Annotated in this window: 13 protein-coding genes and 1 pseudogene; 7 read left to right on the top strand and 7 right to left on the bottom strand. The window is 70.5% G+C overall.

What is annotated here, in order from left to right; translation table 11 throughout:
• Positions 1-307: 307 nt before the first annotated feature.
• The 7 genes from ACIQFX_RS33905 to ACIQFX_RS33875 all read right to left on the bottom strand — a co-directional run bounded on the left by ACIQFX_RS33905 (position 308) and on the right by ACIQFX_RS33875 (position 9,214).
• Complete coding sequence (locus tag ACIQFX_RS33905) at positions 308-1,480, bottom strand: C39 family peptidase (RefSeq protein ID WP_402471215.1); 1,173 nt, start codon at positions 1,478-1,480, stop codon at positions 308-310.
• Positions 1,481-1,659: 179 nt separating this feature from the next.
• Positions 1,660-3,591 (bottom strand): N-acetylmuramoyl-L-alanine amidase, encoded by a 1,932-nt coding sequence (locus tag ACIQFX_RS33900; protein ID WP_402471320.1) that lies wholly within the window; start codon positions 3,589-3,591, stop codon positions 1,660-1,662.
• 56 nt (positions 3,592-3,647) lie between these two features.
• Complete coding sequence (locus ACIQFX_RS33895) at positions 3,648-4,673, bottom strand: ABC transporter ATP-binding protein (protein ID WP_402471211.1); 1,026 nt, start codon at positions 4,671-4,673, stop codon at positions 3,648-3,650.
• A complete protein-coding gene (locus tag ACIQFX_RS33890; RefSeq protein WP_402471210.1) occupies positions 4,657-5,661 on the bottom strand; it encodes an ABC transporter ATP-binding protein in 1,005 nt (334 codons plus the stop codon). The genes ACIQFX_RS33895 and ACIQFX_RS33890 overlap by 17 nt, the downstream gene beginning before the upstream one ends.
• A 6-nt stretch (positions 5,662-5,667) precedes the next feature.
• Positions 5,668-6,606 (bottom strand): ABC transporter permease, encoded by a 939-nt coding sequence (locus ACIQFX_RS33885; RefSeq protein ID WP_402471207.1) that lies wholly within the window; start codon positions 6,604-6,606, stop codon positions 5,668-5,670.
• Complete coding sequence (locus tag ACIQFX_RS33880; RefSeq protein WP_402471206.1) at positions 6,599-7,525, bottom strand: ABC transporter permease; 927 nt, start codon at positions 7,523-7,525, stop codon at positions 6,599-6,601. Before ACIQFX_RS33880 ends, ACIQFX_RS33885 begins: the two co-directional genes overlap by 8 nt.
• A 72-nt stretch (positions 7,526-7,597) precedes the next feature.
• Entirely contained in the window at positions 7,598-9,214 is a 1,617-nt protein-coding gene (locus tag ACIQFX_RS33875) for an ABC transporter substrate-binding protein (protein WP_402471203.1), read from the bottom strand.
• A 642-nt stretch (positions 9,215-9,856) separates the two neighbouring features.
• Here ACIQFX_RS33875 and ACIQFX_RS33870 point away from each other — a divergent pair.
• From ACIQFX_RS33870 to ACIQFX_RS33840, 7 genes and pseudogenes are all read left to right on the top strand, one after another.
• Complete coding sequence (locus tag ACIQFX_RS33870; RefSeq protein ID WP_402471201.1) at positions 9,857-11,266, top strand: glycoside hydrolase family 10 protein; 1,410 nt, start codon at positions 9,857-9,859, stop codon at positions 11,264-11,266.
• A gap of 248 nt (positions 11,267-11,514) precedes the next feature.
• The gene (locus tag ACIQFX_RS33865) at positions 11,515-13,050 is read left to right on the top strand and encodes a PucR family transcriptional regulator (RefSeq protein WP_402471199.1); all 1,536 of its coding nucleotides are present in this window, start codon (positions 11,515-11,517) and stop codon (positions 13,048-13,050) included.
• A 182-nt stretch (positions 13,051-13,232) separates the two neighbouring features.
• Positions 13,233-14,225, top strand: coding sequence for a peptidoglycan-binding protein (locus ACIQFX_RS33860; RefSeq protein ID WP_402471197.1), 993 nt, complete (start codon positions 13,233-13,235; stop codon positions 14,223-14,225).
• Between the two features lie 97 nt (positions 14,226-14,322).
• Positions 14,323-15,371: pseudogene (locus ACIQFX_RS33855) on the top strand (alanine racemase).
• Positions 15,372-15,557: 186 nt separating this feature from the next.
• On the top strand, positions 15,558-16,067 hold the full coding sequence (locus tag ACIQFX_RS33850; RefSeq protein WP_402471194.1) for a hypothetical protein: 510 nt from the start codon (positions 15,558-15,560) through the stop codon (positions 16,065-16,067).
• A 182-nt stretch (positions 16,068-16,249) separates the two neighbouring features.
• Positions 16,250-16,495: a hypothetical protein gene (locus tag ACIQFX_RS33845; RefSeq protein ID WP_402471193.1), complete on the top strand. Its 246-nt coding sequence runs from the start codon at positions 16,250-16,252 to the stop codon at positions 16,493-16,495.
• A complete protein-coding gene (locus ACIQFX_RS33840) occupies positions 16,495-17,235 on the top strand; it encodes an N-acetylmuramoyl-L-alanine amidase (RefSeq protein WP_402471190.1) in 741 nt (246 codons plus the stop codon). The genes ACIQFX_RS33845 and ACIQFX_RS33840 overlap by 1 nt, the downstream gene beginning before the upstream one ends.
• The last annotated feature ends 171 nt before the right edge of the window (positions 17,236-17,406 follow it).

Below are 17,406 nucleotides of genomic sequence, written 5' to 3'. Positions count from 1 at the left end.
CGGCAGGGGTGCGCGGGGCACGCGCAGGCGCCGGGTGCCTCAGGGCGGCGGGCAGATGTGTGCCGTGCCGTCACGTGAACCGCGGCTGTGCGGCGGAGCCGTTCTCATGACCCCCACGTTAGAGAGGTGGTCCGGACCGGGGCGATCAACAAAAAGTCCCGACCTGGAAGGGGGGACGCGACGTTTCGTCGGTCCTCGAGACCGTTCTGGGGGATGAGTCGGACTCAGGGAGCGGTGCCGGACGCCGCGAGCCCGGCAGGAGCGGAAGGGCACGCCCAGGAGGCGGGGGCCGGAAGTGCCCCGCGCGTCACCAGTTGGGGTCGAGACCGGGTACGTGCGCGGGGAGGGGCAGCTCGGGCGGGTGCAGGAGGTAGACCACTCCCCCGCCGCCGGACGCCGACAGCCACACGCGTTCGAACTCCCCGCGCGGGTAGACCCTTCGTACGTCTTCGTCGGTGGCGGAGAGCGGGTCGTTGACGACGACGTCCCCGTCGTCCGTGAACCCGCAGACGATCTTGATGCTGCCGGCCGGCGAGTATCCCGCGCCCGCCAGTTCGCCGATGCGGAAGCTCTGGGCCGTGGCTATCGGAATGCCCGCGCAGATGAAGCGTTCGAGCTCGCTCAGTGAACGCAGGCGCGTGACCAGGCCCCTGAGCCCGTAGCGGGCGGGATAGGCGGCGTTGAAGGCCCAGTTGCCGCATCCCTTGTAGGCGTAGTCGTACACGGCACGGGCGGTGAAGTCGACCTGGGGGGCGGTGTCGGCGGGGTCGATCCACGCCGTCTCTTCATCGCCCGGGCCGTGGCCGAAGTACTCGACCAGCATCGCGGTGCAGGTGGGGGCCGACCATGCTTCTCCGCCTCCGTCCCATTGCGGACTGTGGCCGGTGTGCACTTCCTGGGAGCGGCGCGGTACGTCGAGGACCTTGCCCCATGCCCCGGCCGGTGCGCTGACCGCCTGGCGGTGGTCGGGGGGCGTCGACGACGCGGCCAGGCAGAGGGCCTGCACGACGGGGCCTTCGGAGGTGCCTCGGGTGCGCGCCAGTCGGACCTCGAGTTCGTAGGCGAGCACGGGCCGGCCGGGAGACGCCACGAAGACGTCGACGTCCGCCGTTCCGAAGGGGTCGGACTGGCCGGGCACGGTGGTGCGGTGCACCACGTCGTCGTCCGATGTCCAGTGCGCCATGACGTACCAGGGGGAGGTGTCTCCCTGCGCGTCGCGTACGCGGAGCCTCACCATCAGCCGGGTCCCCGCCGGGGTGAGCGCCGTCCACGAGGGGATGAGCTCCTCGGCGGGGAAGGGCAGCTCACGCCAGCCGGTGGAGCAGGTCGCGTAATCCCATTCCAGGGTGGCGTGGCCGTGCTGGTCCACGAAGGCCTCTTGTCCTTCGGCGTTCTCCAGGCGCAGGGCCCCGTCCGACCAGGCCGTGCCCTTGAAGGTGGCGTTGGAGAAGTGACGGGCCTCTGACCAGCGGTGCAGCACCGCCTGGGGATTGAATGGGTCGTTCGTTCGCCCAGGGTTCTCGCCTGTCACGGTCTGCCTGCCGCTCTCTCGTAGCTCCGGTACGACCCTGCCTGTCGTGGGTGGCGGGCGGGGCCCACATGGTAGCGGCCTGGACTTCCCGATGAGGAGTTCCAGGCCGCTCCGGGTGCCGCCCGCGGTCAGTTCGGTACGGGCGGCAGTCCGGCGGCAGATGCCAGGACGACGTCGTCCGCCTTGACGAACATGATGCGGTGACCGAACTGCACCTGGTGGTACCTGATCGCGCCGCGGACCACGGTGTGGCCGGCGAGCTCGAAGGTCTTGGAGTGGTAGTACTCGCCGTTGACCGTCTGGCCGACGCTGTAGAACTGTCCCGGGAGGAGGGTGTACTGCAGAGGCACCAGGGGCTGGACCGGAATGTCCGCGGGATACGCGGCGGGCTCCGGGTAGGCGCGGCCGTAGAGCGGCGCGCTGTCGAGTCCGGGGCGCAACCGCGCCACCAGTCCCTTGGCGGGCAGCGTCATCGCGTGGCGGGGGTCGTTCTTGAACCAGCCCTTCTGCCCCAGGTACCACAGGGCCGTCCAGTCGCCTCGGCGCTCGGCCACCACGTACTTCTGCCCGGTGCTCACCCGCGCGGCGTGGTTGTAGACGGACCAGGTGCCGGGGGACGGCCGGACGCCGACGTCGGTGACCGGCGGGGCGTCGTCCCGGGGTTCGCTGCGCAGGGTGATGGAGGCGGACCCGTGCACCGGGCAGAGGTCGGCCGGGGTCGCTCCGCAGTAGTACGGCTCCGTGTTCGAGTCGTAGTCGGGGCGGATGGTCACCAGGGGCGAGGTGGGCCTTCCGTGGGCCTTGAACGGCTTGCCCAGGAGGTCGAAGTAGTGGTCCCAGTCCCAATAGGGGCCGGGGTCCTGGTGCATGCCGGCGACGTTGGCGGGCACGGTGCCCGGCACGTTGTCGTGGCCGATGACGTGGGCCCGGTCCAGGGGGACGCCGTACTTCTTGGCGAGGTGGCGGACGAGGCGGGCGGACGTCCGGTACATGGCTTCGGTGTACCACTGGCCGCCCTCGGCCAGGAAGCCCTCGTGTTCGAGACCGATGGACTTGGAGTTCACGTACCAGTTGCCGGCGTGCCAGCCGACGTCCTTCGCCCGCAGGTGGTTGGCGATGTGGCCGTCCGCGGAACGGAGACTGTAGTGCCAGGACACGTAGGTCGGGTCCTGGACCAGCCTGAGGGTCGTGTCCCAGGTCGCTTCGGTGTCGTGGATGACGATGTAGTCGATCGCCTGGTTGCGCGGGCGGTCCGAGAGGTCGTGGTTCCCGAAGTCGCCCGGCTCCTCGGAGAGCATCTGGTACGGGGCCGGCGTCCAGTCACAGCCCAGGTCGCGGGGGCACTCGGCGCCCGGCACGGTGGCCTTCAGCCCGAGCCTCTCCAGCTGCCGGGTCTCCGGCCGGACGGGCGCGGGGGGAAGGGTGACGACGGTTCCGTCGTCGGTGCGGCGCGACTCTCCCGCATTGATCAGCGAGAAGACGTCGTCGGCGAACCGGCGGGCCGCGCCCGTCTCCTCGGCACCCGAGTAGGCGGCGACCGCCGCGTACCACTGGGCCGGGTCGGGGCTCAGGGGCAGTCCCGCGGACCGCTGGTGGTCCGCGAGGAGCGCGGCGCCGCCCTCGATGTTGGCCGCGGGGTCGGTCCTGAGGCGGCTCGCGGGCAGTCCCGTGAGTGCCGCAGCCCGGCCCAGGGTCTCCAGTGAGGCGGGGAGCCGTTCCTGGTCGACGGGTGTCTCACGGTGTACGAGGGGCGGCCGGGACGCGTCGCCCCGTGGGTCCTCGTCACCACTCGAGTGGTGGTGGTGCGTCTCGGCGAGCGCCGCCCGGGCGTCGGTCAGGTGCATGGGGCCGAAGCCCGCGTCGACGCTGGGCGCGCCGCGGTGGTCGTCCCAGCGGCTCTGGAGGTACGAGACCGCGAGCAGGACCGGCTCGGGCACGTGGTGGCGCTCGCCGGCCTCGCGGAAGAGTTCCGCGCGGGACGACTTCCCGGCGCCGGTGCCGTGCTCGGCGGCCGCGGACGACCGCGCCTGCGCGGGGGGCGTGGCGAGCGCCGCGGTCATCAGGACCGTCACGACGGCTGCTGCGCCGGCTGCTCGTCGGCGCGGGGTGGGTCTCCTCACGCGTTCCTCCTTGTTGCCGTGCTTTCGATGGGAAAATGGCAGGCGGTGGGGTGATCGGCTCCGTCACGCGTGCGCAGCTCCGGTTCCACCAGGCACTGTTCGCGCGCGTAGGGGCAGCGGGTGCGGAAGCGGCAGCCGGACGGCGGCGAGGCGGGGGAAGGGAGGTCCCCTTCCAGGAGGTGCTCGTCGTCGGCCGCACGGCGTCTCGGGTCCGGAACGGGTGCCGCGGCAAGGAGCGCGCGGGTGTAGGGATGGCGGGGGGTCGTGTAGATCTGCTCCCGGGTTCCGGTCTCCACGATCTTCCCCAGGTACATCACCGCGATCCGGTCGCAGAGGTGCTGTACGACCGCGAGGTCGTGCGAGATGAACACACAGGCGAGGCTGAGGTCGCGGCGGAGTTCCTGCAGCAGGTTGAGCACCTGTGCCTGGACGGAGACGTCCAGAGCAGACACCGGCTCGTCGCACAGCAGCAGCCGTGGCCCGAGGGCCAGTGCGCGGGCGATTCCGAGGCGCTGACGTTGTCCGCCGGAGAACTGGTGCGGGTAGCGGTCCCGGTGCGTGGGGTCCAGGCCGACCGTTTCGAGGAGTTCGTCCACACGGCGCCCGCGGTCGGCCTTCGGGGCGGCTTCGGGGTGGATGGCGAACGGTTCTCCGACGATCTGCCCGGCGGTCATCCGCGGGTCGAGGGAGGTGTACGGGTCCTGCAGCACCATCTGGACGCGTCGGCGGACGGTGCGGAGTTCCCGGGAGGACAGGGAGAACGGATCCTGCCCGTCGATCACGACGCTGCCCGAGGTGGGACGGTCGAGGGCCATCAGAAGGGAGGCCAGGGTCGACTTGCCGCAGCCGGATTCGCCGACGATGCCGAGCGTCTCAGCCGGACGGACGGCCAGGTCGACGCCGTCGACCGCTCTGACCGCTCCTGTGCGGCGTTTCAGCAGGACGCCTTCCGTGATCGGGAAGTGACGGGTGAGCGCTGTTGCCTGGAGGAGGGGCGGAGCGGCCTCAGCCAACGGGGGCACGGTGAACCTCTTCGGCGAAGTGGCAGGCACTGCGGTGTCCTGCGGGCGAAAGGGTCTGGTAGGGGGGTGCTTCACTGGCGCAGCGCGGCTCGGCGCGGGGGCAGCGGGGGTGGAAGGCGCATCCGGTGGGAACGGAGGAGGGCAGTGGTGGAGCACCGGTGATGGGGACGAGCGGCTTGCCCATGCGGTCCAGCCGGGGGACCGAATCGAGGAGGCCTCGGGTGTAGGGGTGGCCGGGTCGGGTGTAGAGGTCTTCCGCCCCTGCGGACTCCACGGTGCGGCCGGCGTACATGACGGTGATGCGGTCGGCGGCCTGCGCGACGACGCCGAGGTCGTGGGTGATCAGCAGCAGGCCCATGCGGGTTTCGTCCTGCAGCTGTTTCAGCAGCCTCATGATCTGGGCCTGGACGGTGACGTCGAGGGCGGTGGTGGGTTCGTCGGCTATGACCACTTCCGGGTCCAGGGCGAGCGCCATCGCGATCATGACGCGCTGTCGCATGCCGCCGGAGAACTGGTGGGGGTAGTCGTGGACCCTGCGGGCGGCGGCCGGGATGCGGACGCGGTCCATGAGCGCGACGGCCCGGGCGAGCGCTGCCTTGCGCCCCGCCCCACGGTGCACCCTGAACATCTCGGACAGTTGGTCGCCCACCGTCAGGACGGGATTGAGCGCGGTGAGCGCGTCCTGGAAGATCATGGAGATGCGGGTGCCCCGCACGGCCCGGTGGTGCTCCGGTGGCATGGAGAGCAGGTCGTCGCCGCGGAGCCGGACGGAGCCGCGGGTGATGTGCGCCGGCGGGGTGTCGAGCAGCCCCATGACGGCCTGCGCGGCGACGGACTTACCGGATCCGGATTCGCCCAGCAGTGCCAGGGTCTCGCCTTCGCGGAGCGTGTAGGACAGACCGTTCACCGCGCGGATGGTGCCGCGGCGGGTGCGGAATTCGACGCAGAGGTCGTCGACCTCCAGGAGCGGAGGGGTGTCGGCGGACATGGGCGCTCATTTCAGCCGGGGGTCGAAGGCGTCGCGCAGGGCGTCCCCGAGGAGGATGAAGCCGAGGACGGTCGCGGACAGGAAGAGAGCGGGGAAGAGCAGCAGGTGGGGATGGTCGAGGACGAAGGCTTGGGCCGCGTTCAGCTGCAGCCCCCAGGAGACCTGGGGGTACTGCAGACCTACCCCGAGGAAGTCGAGCGTCGCTTCGCCCGAGATGACCGCTCCGACGTTGAGCATGGCGACGACGATGACGGGGGTGATGGCGTTGGGAAGGATGTGACGCAGCATGAGGCGCGCGGGCCGTGCCCCGAGCATGCGGGCGGCTTTCACGTAGTCGGCTTCGGCCAGTGCGATGACCTGGGAGCGCATGATGCGTGTCATGGTCGTCCAGCCCAGCGCGGTGAGGACCAGGATCATGGCGCCGAGACCGTGGTCGGGGAAGGCGACCAGGATGACGGTGGCTCCGAGCACGAAGGGCAGGCCGAAGAAGATGTCGGTGACCCGGGAGACGAGTGCGTCGAGCCAGCCGCCGTAGAAGCCGCACAGGAGGCCGAGGACGACGGCGATGAGCAGGGAGGCCGCGGTGACGGCGAGGCCGGCCAGTAGCGAGGGCCGGGTTCCGCGGATGACCTGGGCGAGGTAGTCGCACCCTTGCAGGTCGAATCCGAAGGGGTGGCCGGCGGAGGGGCCGAGCTTGGAGTCGGCCAGGTCGCACCGGTCTCCGGCTTCGGTGAGCAGCGCCGTGAACGCGCCGGGCGCCAGGGCCATGGCCGTCATGAGGAGCAGGGTGATCAGGGCGGCCCACACCGTGGGGCGCCGTCGGAGTTCGAGCCACGCGTCCTTGCTGAGGGAGGCCCGCTGCCGCGACGGCGGGGGCGTCGTGTCGGGGGCCGTGTCCTCGGCTGCGTCGCTCGTGGCCTCCAGGGTCCTGGCGGTGTCAGTCATGACGGATCCTCGGGTCGAGCAGCCCGTAGAGCAGGTCCACGAGCAGGTTGGCGAGCAGGAAGATGAGCACGAGGGCTGTGGTGGTGCCCACGACGACGGGGCCTTCCCGGAGCTGGATGGACTGGAAGAGCTGCTGGCCGACGCCCGGCAGGTTGAAGATGTACTCGGTGACGACGGCGCCGGCCATGAGACCGCCCAGCTCCAGCCCGAGGAAGGTGACCACCGGGATGAGGGAGTTGCGCAGGGTGTGTTTGACCACGACGCGCCGTCGGCTCAGCCCCTTCGAATGGGCGGTGCGCACGTAGTCGGCCCGGAGGTTCTCGATGAGGGAACTGCGCGTCAGCCGGGCGACGTAGGCGAGCCCGAAGGAGGCCAGGACGAGACCGGGCAGGAGGAAGGCCAGGGGCCAGCCGCCCTCGGTGCCCGCCACCGGCAGCCAGCCGAGCTGCACGCCGAAGACGAGCTGGGCCAGGTACCCGACCACGAAGACGGGGACGGAGATGACCAGCGTGGTGCCGAAGAGCACCGCGCTGTCGTCCCACTTCCCCTTCCGTAGGCCTGCCCACACGCCGAGGGCCATGCCGAGGACGAGCTCCAGGACCCAGGCGGTCAGGCCGAGCTGCAGGGTGACGGCCCACCGGTCGGCGAGCAGCTCCGACACGTCACGGCCGGTGAAGGTGGTGCCGAGGTCCCCCGTGAGGAGGCCGGCGAGGTAGTGCGTGTACTGCATCCACAACGGGTCGTCGAGGTGATAACGGGCGTGGAGCTCGGCGAGGACCGCCGGCGGGACGGGCTTGTCGCCGGCGAGGCCCTGGATCGGGTCGCCCGGCAGGACGAAGACGAGGGTGTAGATGAGGAAGGTGGTGCCGAGGAGTACGGGCAGGGCATGCAGCAGGCGACGGGCGACGAATCTCCACACGGCGGACGGCCCCCAGGGAATCGGTCTGCGTGACGCTCCCGGAGGAGCGCCGGCAGAGGGTCGGTGACGGCCTCAGTCGTTGACGGTGACGCGGTCCAGGTGGAGGCCGGCGGCGTAGGAGTCGATGACGACGTTCCCGATCCGGTCGCTCCACGCGGACTGGTCCTGCCAGTTCCACAGCGGGATGTACGGCAGGTCGCGCAGCGCGATGTCCTCCGCCTCCTGGTACGCCGCGGTGGCTTCGGTTCCCTTGGCGGCGTTGCCCTTCGCCACGAGGGCGTCGAACTCGCGGTTGCTCCAGCCCGACCGGTTGCCGGGGTAGTAGAGACCGTCCAGGTAGTTCTGGATGCTGGGGTAGTCGATCACCCAGTTCTGCCGGAAGGGTCCCTTGTTCTTGCCGTCGTTGAGCAGTGGGGACAGGTCGGCGGGGGCCATCTTGCGGAACTTGACGTCCTGGATGCCGAGGTTGTCCTTGAGCTGGTTGGCGACGGAGGTCATCCACTGCTCGTAGGTGGGATCGGAGTTGGAGAAGTAGAGCTCCAGCGGGCCGTCGAAGCCGCCGGCCTCGTCGAACAGCTCCTTGGCGGCGGCCGGTTCGTAGGCGCAGGTCTTGCCGCACGCCTCGGGACGGTAGCCGGGGATCATGTCGCCCACGATCGAGGTGGCGGGCTTGTAGACGCCGTTGTAGATGGCCTGGGTGATGCCCTTGCGGTCGATGGCCATGGAGATGGCCTTGCGGATCCGGGGGTCCGCGAAGCGGGGGTCCTTCACGGGCAGACCGAGGTAGTCCATGGTTCCGCTGGGGCGTATGGAGAAGCGCTCGCCGAAGAGGCGCTTGGCCTGTGCCGAGTTGGCGGCCGGGACGGTCGTCAGGACGTCCACGTTGCCGGCCTGCAGTTCGGTGAAGGCGGTCTCGCGGCTCGTGTAGATCTTGAAGTCGACGCGATCGGCCATGGCTTCGCGGGGCCCGCGGTAGGCGGCGAACTTCTTCAGCCTGATCTTCTGGTTGCGCTCCCACTGACCGTCGAGCTGATAGGGGCCGTTGCCGATCGGCGCGACGTCGAAGGCGTCCGGCTTGGCGATGGCCGCCTTGGGGAGGGGGGCGAAGGCGGGGAAGGACAGCAGCATGGGGAACTGGCTGAAGGGGGCCTTCAGGGTGACCTGCAGGGTCGTCTCGTCGACGACCTTGAGCCCCGACAGGGTCCGGGCGGTCGGCTTGGCGGCCTCTTCCGTCGGGTTAAGCGCGTCGTATCCCTTGATCTGGGCGAAGTAGTAGTTGCTGTCCCAGCCGTTCGGCCCGTAGGCGGCGGCGTTCCACGCGTCCGCGAAACTTGCGGCCGTGACCTTCTCGCCGTTGTGGAAGGTGGTGCCGGATCTGAATTTGATGGTCCAGACGACGTTGTCCTCGGTGAGCCAGGAGAGGGCGGCCAGCGGCTTGACGGTGCCGTCCTTCGGGTCGAGCGAGGCGGGCGGGTCGAAGAGTCCCTGCAGGACCTGCAGGGAGTAGCTGCTGGTGGTCCGGCCCGGCAGGAGGTGGTCCGGCTCAGTCAGCGCCACCGAGTAGGCGCCGCCGGGCTTGTTGGACGTGTTGTTCGTCTTCGTCGGCTCTGCCGGTCCGCAGGCCGTGGCGACCAGGGTGAGGGTGAGAGCGGCGGATGCCGCCAGGACGGTGGAGCGGGCGGTGTTCATGCGCTGTGCTCATTTCGGGAAGGCGGTTCGCAGCCCCGAGCGGGGCAGCTGACGGGCGGCTCGTGGAGTGGGGCCGGGGCGACACGGTAGGTATCCGGCCGATGGGCGGACGATCGACGGAATGTCCAAGCTCCCTTCGGTGCAGTGGACATCGGGTCGTTACCGACTCACGACCATCGGGCGGAGCATGGGCTGTGCGCAGCGACCGTCACGCCGGCCCGGCATGCGACTGCTGGAGGCGACAACGCGGACCGTGTGGCCGACAAGGAACGCGCGACCGTGCCGTGACGTCCTTGAAGGCCGAAACAGACGATACATATGGAGCCTTCAGGGATCCAGGCTTACACCTGTTACTTGTCGCGGATGGCTGCGCCCCCTTCGCCTCACCTCCTGGACGCCCACGGCACCCGAAGCAGCACTGTCCCTCTCTCACCGGCCGAAGTCCCTTGCCCCGCGGAGGCAACCGTGTCATCGAAAGACTCAACCGGTTCATCGCTCCGTCCTGCCCTCGACCGCCGAGCGGTGCTCGCAGCCCTCGCGGCGGCCGGCTGCACTGCGGCGCTCCCCCCTGCGGCAGCTCATGCCACCGCGCCCTCCGGACCTCCCATCAGGCGGCAGATGCGCGGGGTTTGGATCGCGTCCGTGGTCAACATCGACTGGCCGTCACGCACCGGCCTGGACCCCGCCGCACAACGCGCGGAGTTCGTGAGGCTGGCGGACGACGCCCTCGCCCTGGGGTTCAACGCCCTGTTCGTGCAGATCCGGCCGACGGCCGACGCCTTCTGGCCCTCGCCCCTCGAACCCTGGTCGCAGTGGCTCACCGGTACCCAGGGACAGGACCCGGGATACGACCCGCTGGCATTCATGATCGAGACGGCACACCAGCGGGGCCTCGCATTCCACGCGTGGTTCAACCCCTACCGGGTCTCCATGCAGGCCGATCCGTCCACACTGGATCCCCGGCATCCGGCCCGCACGCATCCGGAGTGGACCCGTTCCTACGGCGGCAAGCTCTACTACGACCCCGGCGTGCCGGACGCCCGGCGCTTCTGCCAGGAAGCCATGCTCGACGCCGTCCGGCGGTACGACATCGACGGCGTCCACTTCGACGACTACTTCTACCCGTATCCGATAGCGGGTTCGGACTTCCCCGACGAGGAGACGTTCCGGGCCCACGGGGCGGGCTACCCGGACAAGGCCGCCTGGCGCCGCGCCAATGTGGACCTCATGGTCCGTGAGATGCGGGACGCCGTACGCGCGATCAGGCCGAACGCGCTCTTCGGCATCAGCCCCTTCGGCGTCTGGCGCAATGCCACCACGGATCCCCTCGGGTCGCGAACCGCCGCCTTCCAGTCCTACGACGGCCTGCACGCGGACACCCGAGGTTGGGTGCGGCAGGGTTGGCTCGACTACGTAGCGCCCCAGGTGTACTGGCACATCGGGCTGCCGGTGGCCGACTACGCCGTCCTCGCGCCGTGGTGGGCCGAGGTGGTCAGGGGCACGGACACCGGGCTGTGGATCGGGCAGGCGGTCTACAAGTCCGGCGCGGCCGGCCAGCCGGCGCCCTGGCAGGACGGCAAGGAGCTCACACGCCACCTGACGCTGAACGCGACTCTTCCCGAAATCGGTGGCGACCTGTTCTTCAGCGCCAAGGACGTCCGCGCGGATCGCGTGGCGGACTTCGCCGCCATGCGTCGGGCCCACTGGCGGGAACCCGTCCTGGGCCCGCTCCCGACCCGCTTGGACACGCGGCCCGGCCCCCTCAGGCCCGTCGTGGAGGTCCAGCGGGAACCCTCCACCGGCACCGCCGTCCTCCGCATCCGCGCAGGCGCGCCGGGCAGCGAGCACAGCCCCTTCCGTTACGCGGTGTACCGCTTCCCGACCGATCCCGGCCACCGTCCCCAGGCCGGACGCGCCACCCCCATCGCGGTGATCCCCGGGGGAGGACGAACCACCTACCGCGATGCCGAAGCCCCGGCAGGTTGCTGGTACGCGGTGGCAGCCGTGGACCGCGTCCAGCGTCAAGGCAAACCGTCACGCCCCTCGCACTGACATCGCCGATCAGCACCGACCGTCCCTGGGGCCGGGGCGGTCGGTGACGCCTGGCTCTCACCGGGCACTCCGCGGCCCCGGCCCCCGGCAGCGCCGCCGTCCGCGTCCCGTCCACCTGCCCACTGCCTCAGGAAGTCCCGCGGGAACAGCCCCTGCCGGGTGGGCGTGATGCGTCGTCACGGACGATCTTCGAATCGGCCCTGGACATACGGTCGACAGGCGGGACCGCTTCGTGGACCATGCGTCCCATGCCCCTCACCGTTCGCGACCTGTTGGCCATCCCTTCCCTTCGGCTCACCCTGGTGGCCGGGAGTACGGGCCTCGGCCGGGTCATCGAGGCAGCGCACGCCACCGAGAACACCCGTCCCGCCTCCTGGCTCGAGGGCTCCGAAGTGGTGATGACCAGCGGCCTGTTGCTGTCGGCCGACGAGAGCGACTACACCGCGTACGTCGAAGAGCTCAGTGCCGGCAAGGCAGCCGCCCTCATCGTGGGAGTGGGTCCCGGCCTTCCCCTGCAGACGGTGCCGCCCGCCTTGAGTCACCATGCGGAGCAGGCCGGCATGCCCGTGCTCGCAGCGCCGCCGAGCGTCGCCTTCGCCTCCATCACCAAAGCCGTGTTCGCGGCCCGCGCGGCCGAGGAACGACGCCTGCTGGAGAAGACCCTTCGCACCCAACGTCGCCTGTCCTCCGCGGCGGCCTCCAACGACGGACTGACGGGGCTGCTCTCGTCCTGGTTCCAGGCGGTGCACTCGGGCGTCGCCGTCTGCGATGCCTCAGGCCGCCTGCTCGGCTCGGCCGGGACCGACGGACAAGGGCTCCTGACCGACGCCGCCCCGGTGATCGAGACCGTCGCCCTCCACGGCCTCCGGGGAAGCGGTGGCGCCGACCTGCCGTGCGGAAGGCTGGTGGTGCAGCCTCTGGGCACCACGAGGCTGCGCGGCTTCCTCATCCTGCTGAACGCGGACTCGCAGGAAGCGCGCTTGCTCATCAGTGTCCTGGTGTCCTTGCTCTCGGTCGAACTGGAGCGGCGCCATTTGGCGGACGAGCCACAACGCCGTCGTCGGGCGACCCTCCTCGCCCGGCTCTTCCAGAGCGACATCACCGCAGAGCAGGCCCGGGGCTTGCTGCAGACCGCCGGCGTTCCCTCCTCGACCATCCGGGCCGTGGCGGTGCTCGCCGCCGGCGAGCCGGTCGAACTCGCGGCGGACCTCGCCCTGGCGGTGCCGGGAGGGCTGGCCCGCGTGACCGGCGGCAGGGTCGAGATGGTCGTCTCGGAGGATCTGGACACATCGGCCGTGCTGCGCCGCTTCGCACCGGGCCGACCGGCGGGGATCGGTCCGGCGGTCGCCCCCCAGCACGCGGGCCTTTCCATGCGCCAGGCGATCGCCCTCCTGTCCTCCAGTGCCGAGCTGGGGCGTCCCGTCAGCGCGTCCGAAGCCGGTTCCGTCAGGCTCCTGCTCAGTCTCGGAAGTCCCGCGACGCTGGCGGCGTTCGCCGACACGGTACTGGCACCCCTCGACGCGGCCGACCCCGGCGGGGAGCTCATCGAGACCCTTCGGGTCTGGCTCGAGACGAACGGCTCCTGGGCCGAGACCTCCTCCCTGCTCGGCCTGCACCGACACACCGTCCAGAACCGCATCGAGAAGGTGGCCAGACTGACGGGGCGGCAGCAGGACCGGGCCGAGGACCGGGTCGACCTCTGGCTGGCGCTGACGGCACGCGCCGTGGGAACACCCCTCCCCCATCAGCAGAGATACAAGAACACCATTCCCACACAGGGTTAAACAGTCCAAGCACCCTGCGGACGGATCGACATCCCGTCCATTTCAAGACAGTCGGTCCGGTTCTTACCGTACGCCTGCCGGCCATGCTCCCGACGAGCAGCCACGTTGTTCCGTCCTCCTGGGGAACCCTTCTCCCCCGAGGTCACCGGGGTCGGCAACCGTACGAGCAGAGAGGACCGTCCATGGTCTCAGCACCCGCCGTCTCCGCCACGCGCAGCGCCCGTCCCCGAGGCACGCGAGCAGTGGTCACCGCGCTCATCTCGGTGCTGCTCCTCGGGTTGCTGTCCGCGGTACCGGCCCACGCGGCCCTTCCGAACTGGCCCCTGCTGCAGAAGGGGGCCATCGGAAACGACGTCGCCAGCCTGCAGTTCCTCCTGCGTCAGCAGGGAGGAAGCGTCACGGCCAACGCCGAGTTCGACGCGCAGACCAGAAGCGCCGTGATCTCCTACCAGCAGAGCCAGGGGCTCGCGGCCGACGGGATCGTCGGGCCGGCCACCTGGAGCAGGCTGGTGGTCTCCGTGGCTCCCGGCTCCACCCAGGCGAACGCCGTACGCGCCCTGCAGTTCCAACTCCGCAAGCACGGATACGCCATCGCTGCCGACGGCGTCTTCGGGGACCTGACGAGCAACGCCGTCCAGGACTACAAGACGCAGCACCAGCTCACCGGTGGAACGACCGTGGGCGCCACGACCTGGCAGCACCTGCTCGGCTCACCTCCCGGATCCGGCCCCCTGGGCACCTACGCCTTCGTCATCCCCCGCACGGCCGTCTTCGACGGCCGCGAAAGCCTCCTGTGGCCCCATCACGACTACCCGGCCAGCGACATGGCGGTCGAGACGGGAACCCCCGCCTACGCCATCACCTCCGGCACCGCCCGCCTCAACGGCGGACTCGACGACTCCTGCGGTCTGGGCGTGGCGATCGACGGCGACGACGGCGTCAGTTACCAGTACTGCCACCTCGACAGCCGCAGCGTGGCTGACGGGACCAGGGTGACCGCCGGTCAGCTGGTCGCCCACACCGGCAACACCGGCAACTCCACCGGCCCCCACCTCCACTTCGGCGTCTTCCGGCAGGGCGCATCCGTCTGCCCCCAGCAGCTGCTGATCGCCCTGTACGACGGTCTCACCCCGCCGTCACCGTGGACCCTTCCGTCCTCCGGCTGCACCTCCTGATCACTGGGCGACCGCCGGGAAGCGATCGCTCCGCCTACTCCCCACCCCCGACATGCCCGGCGCATACCGACCGTCCCCTCGCCGGCACGCGCTCGGCATGTCCGGACAGGACGTTCCTCGAAGGAAAAGGCCAGTGACGACGGAAACCTCATCGCCCCGCCGAGCCAGCGCGGAGATCGACCTCGGCGCGCTGCGGCACGACGTCCGAGCGCTGCGCGCCCGCGTCGCCCCCCCACGTCCAGCTGATGGCAGTGGTCAAAGCCGACGGCTACGGTCACGGCGCCGTCCGCTGTGCCCGAGCGGCGCTCGCCGCGGGCGCCTCCTGGTTGGGCACGGCCACGCCCCACGAGGCACTCGCGCTGCGGGCCGCCGGCATCACCGGGGTGCCGGTCCTGTGCTGGCTGTGGGCCCCCGGCGATCCGTGGGACCGGGGCATCGAGGCCGGACTCGACATGTCGGTGAGCGCCCTGTGGGCCCTCGACGAGGTGCGCGCGGCCGCCCGGACCACCGGGAAGACCGCCCGCATCCAGCTCAAGGCGGACACGGGGCTGGGCAGCAGCGGCTGCCCGCCCGCCGACTGGCCCCGGCTCGTCGGCGCGGCACTGGAGGCGCAGGAGGACGGCCTGGTCGAGGTCACGGGCCTCTGGTCGCACCTGGCCTGCGCGGACGTACCCGGCCATCCGCTGAGCGCCACGCAAGTGGACGTCTTCCGCTCGATGGTCGAGCACGCGGAGAAGGCAGGGGTCGAGCCCGAGGTCCGGCACATCGCCAACTCGCCGGCGACCCTCACCCTCCCCGAGACCCACTTCGACCTGGTCCGGACGGGTATCTCCCTGTACGGACTCTCGCCGAGCCCCGAGATCGGCACCCCGGCACGCCTCGGGGCGCGGGCCCGTCCTCGTCGGGGACGACGTCCGCCGGGTGGCCGGACAGGTCGCCATGGACCAGTTCATGGTCGACCTCGGCAGCGACGAACCGGAGCCGGGCACGCAAGCCGTCCTGTTCGGGCAGGGCAGCCGGGGCGAACCGACGGCCCAGGACTGGGCGGAGGCGGCCGGCACCATCGTGTACGACATCGTCACCCGGATCGGCACGCGCGTTCCGCGCGTGTACGCGGACGACGGAGACGAACGCCCCACGCCCTGACCCCGGGCACGGGACCCTCTCTCCCGCCCTCCCCACCCGCCCGCGTCCACGCCCTCCGCGTACGGCACCGAGGACGCCAGGCAGTGCCGCCCCATGGCCGGGTTCGCCAGGCCCCAGATCTGCCCTTCCTGTGCGGCATCCGCGCCGAAGGGCCGTTCCACCCACCTCTCACCCAGGAGACGCAGCATGAGGATCCGGTCCGTCATGACCGCACTGGCACTCGTCACCGGCGCGCTGTTCGCCCCCGGCTTCGGCGCCCTGTCCACCGCCACCGACGCCCACGCCGTCACCAAGATCAGCCACTCCACCGCCACGTCGATGTTCACCGCCTCCGGGATCACCTGGTCGTCGTCCGGAAACTGTTCCGACCGGTACGACCCCACCTGTACGTCCTTCGAGCAGCTCAACCTCGCCACCGCCCAGGGCGCCCAGACCCTCAAGAGCGCGAGCGCCTGCGCCCTCAACATCACCGGCGGCACCGAGACCGGGCACGCGAGCGGCACGTACTCCCACTGGAACGGCTACAAGCTCGACTTCGGCAAAGCCAAGTGCCTGGCCACCTACATCCAGAACAACTTCACCTACATCGGCCTTCGCGGTGACGGGGCCCCGCAGTGGCAGTCCGGCGCCGGCAACATCTATGCCGACGAGGGCAACCACTGGGACGTGACCTTCTACAACTGCGGCGGCTGCTGACCGCCTCCCCGTCTGCCTGGTGCACGTGTACCAGGCAGACGGCCTGTCCAGCCGGCACAGCATGCCGGCTCGCCGTCGGACACACCGTTCGACGGCGGGCGGGCGCCGGAGCATCACGCATTCCCCCAGCGAACACCCCGCGCCCCGAACCATCACGATCACTCACTCCAGCAGGAGGACCGTTGACCAGAGGACCCTCGCGCCGCGCCGCACTCCTCGCGGCAGTCGGCAGCGCACTCGCACTGCCCGCCATCGGCGCCGGAGCCGCCCAGGCTTCCGTCCCCCCGACGAAGAGCGACAAGAACTCCTTCGCGACCCACCCGCGCCAGAGCACCGCGGTGTACAGCTCCGCAGCCGCCCGTGGCGCGCACGCCGAGCCGCTGAACGCAGCCGTCGGATGCGCCATGGACCGAGGGGGCAGGAGCTGATGGCCACGTTCGTCACCCGCGCGCAGTGGGGCGCCCGAGCGCCACTGGAGATCAGCGGCAACATCACCCCGGCACAAGGCGGCGTGGTCGTCCACCACGTCGACGCCGTCAAGGTGGCGGAGGCCGACCACACCGACTGCGCGGCCCAGGTGCGGGCCATCCAGAACTACCACATGGACGCGAACGGCTGGTCCGACATCGCCTACAGCCATCTGGCCTGCGTCCACGGCTCCCTCTTCGAGGGGCGCGGCGAGAAGGTGCGCACCGCGGCCCAGGGCACCACACAGGGCAACGACGACTGGTACGCGGTCTGTGCGCTCACAGGTGGGACCAGCACCGACTACGACGTGATCACACCGGAGCTGATCGACGCCATCCGGTACGGCATCACCCGCCTCCGCGTGTCGGGTGGCGCCGCGCCGGCCATCACGGGCCATCGCGACCACCATTCGACCGGCTGCCCGGGCAACCTGTACGCCCACGTCGTCAGTGGTGCGGTCAATCCCGGGGGCGGCCCCCTGCCCTACCCCGGGGTCAGCTTCCGCCAGCCCCCGAGCTTCGTGCACGCGAGCGTAGCGACCTGGCAATTCCGCATGAACAGCGCACACGGCTACTCCCTCACCGTGGACGGCCAGTACGGACCAGGCTCCGACGCGGCCTGCCGCAGCTTCCAGTCGCGCAAAGCTCTGACCGTAGACGGCGTCGTCGGGCCGGCCACCTGGTCCGCCGCATTCGCCTGACTCCGCAGTTGAAGGCCGGCTCGCCCGCTTCGGGAACGGCGACGGCTCGGCAGGCGGAACGAGACGGCGTCGCGCAGACATCGCCGCAGAGTCCCACGGACCCAGCCGAGCACCGCACCCCGTCGACCCATACAGCGCCTCGACTCAAGGAGCGGGCCGAACTCGGTGGGG

The organism is Streptomyces sp. NPDC093089, from assembly GCF_044754405.1.
In the GTDB taxonomy this organism is placed as follows: domain Bacteria; phylum Actinomycetota; class Actinomycetes; order Streptomycetales; family Streptomycetaceae; genus Streptomyces.
The sequence above is the reverse complement of the archived record's forward strand: the minus strand, read 5'-3'. Positions and strand labels throughout refer to the sequence as shown.

Excerpts from the sequence above, each read along its gene's own strand:
- ACIQFX_RS33900 (WP_402471320.1), bottom strand. The coding sequence starts at position 3,591 with ATGACCGCGGCGCTCGCCACGCCCCCCGCGCAGGCGCGGTCGTCCGCG.
- ACIQFX_RS33890 (WP_402471210.1), bottom strand. The coding sequence starts at position 5,661 with ATGTCCGCCGACACCCCTCCGCTCCTGGAGGTCGACGACCTCTGCGTC.
- ACIQFX_RS33885 (WP_402471207.1), bottom strand. The coding sequence starts at position 6,606 with ATGACTGACACCGCCAGGACCCTGGAGGCCACGAGCGACGCAGCCGAG.
- ACIQFX_RS33875 (WP_402471203.1), bottom strand. The coding sequence starts at position 9,214 with ATGAACACCGCCCGCTCCACCGTCCTGGCGGCATCCGCCGCTCTCACC.
- ACIQFX_RS33865 (WP_402471199.1), top strand. The coding sequence starts at position 11,515 with ATGCCCCTCACCGTTCGCGACCTGTTGGCCATCCCTTCCCTTCGGCTC.
- ACIQFX_RS33860 (WP_402471197.1), top strand. The coding sequence starts at position 13,233 with ATGGTCTCAGCACCCGCCGTCTCCGCCACGCGCAGCGCCCGTCCCCGA.
- ACIQFX_RS33850 (WP_402471194.1), top strand. The coding sequence starts at position 15,558 with ATGAGGATCCGGTCCGTCATGACCGCACTGGCACTCGTCACCGGCGCG.
- ACIQFX_RS33840 (WP_402471190.1), top strand. The coding sequence starts at position 16,495 with ATGGCCACGTTCGTCACCCGCGCGCAGTGGGGCGCCCGAGCGCCACTG.